2 protein-coding genes are annotated in these 827 nt (G+C 67.2%); both read left to right on the forward strand.

Annotated features, from left to right (window positions below):
* Positions 1–532: hypothetical protein (locus AC1D15_RS35115; protein ID WP_477829717.1), on the forward strand; the 532-nt coding region annotated here is incomplete at its 5' end.
* Between the two features lie 13 nt (positions 533–545).
* Positions 546–827, forward strand: a 282-nt coding sequence (locus AC1D15_RS35120) for an SH3 domain-containing protein (protein ID WP_477829718.1), incomplete at its 3' end; no start/stop codon positions are given.

An 827-nucleotide genomic window follows, 5' to 3' on the forward strand; every position in this document is an offset into this window, starting at 1 on the left:
CCCGCTGGGCAACCCGTCGACGATCAACAACCCGGCCGGCGCGTCGGGCCAGCGCCTGTCGTACGCCTACTTCCAGAAGTGCATCAACCCGATCTTCCTGGCGGCGCTGCCGATCACGCACAACGGCACGACCACCACCAACACCTGCGCCGGCTCGGRCTGCCATGACACGGTGGCCGGCACCGGCGGCGCGTTCCGCATCGCCACCGGCGCAACCGCGCTGGACGTGACCGACCCGGCCAACACGCCGGACGTGATCCGCCAGACCGACATGTACAAGAACTTCTACTCCGCGCAGGGCGAGGTGGTGGAAGGCTCGACCACGCAGAGCCGGCTGCTCGCGAAGCCGCTGCTGATCAACGTGCTGCATGGCGGCGGGCAGATCTTCCCGAACGACCAGGATGCCAACGTCAAGCTGATCGAGTACTGGATCACCCACCCGTCGCCGTCGGGCCAGGACGAGTTCAGCACCGCGACCTACAACATGTTCACGCCGGCAGACCCGAACACGGGGACCTGCAATACAAATTGACAACAATGCCAGCATGACCCTCGCCCTCTCGCCCGAGTCGCACCCACGCCGTTTTCACGCCCACCTTCGCCACGTCCTTCAAAGGCTGGCGCTCGCCTGTGCGTTGGGCGTTGCTGCGCTGCCGGCGGTGGCCGCGGACACCCCGCCCGAGCGGCTGCAGGTCAGCGACCCCTACATCGAGATGCACACCGGCGCGGGCCGCGGCTACCCGGTGTTCCACATCGCCGAGAAGGGCGAGTGGATCGAGGTGCTGCTGCGCCACACCGACTGGTTCAAGGTGCGCACCGACAAGGGC

It is taken from the genome of Rhizobacter sp. P2_H2 (assembly GCF_056403375.1).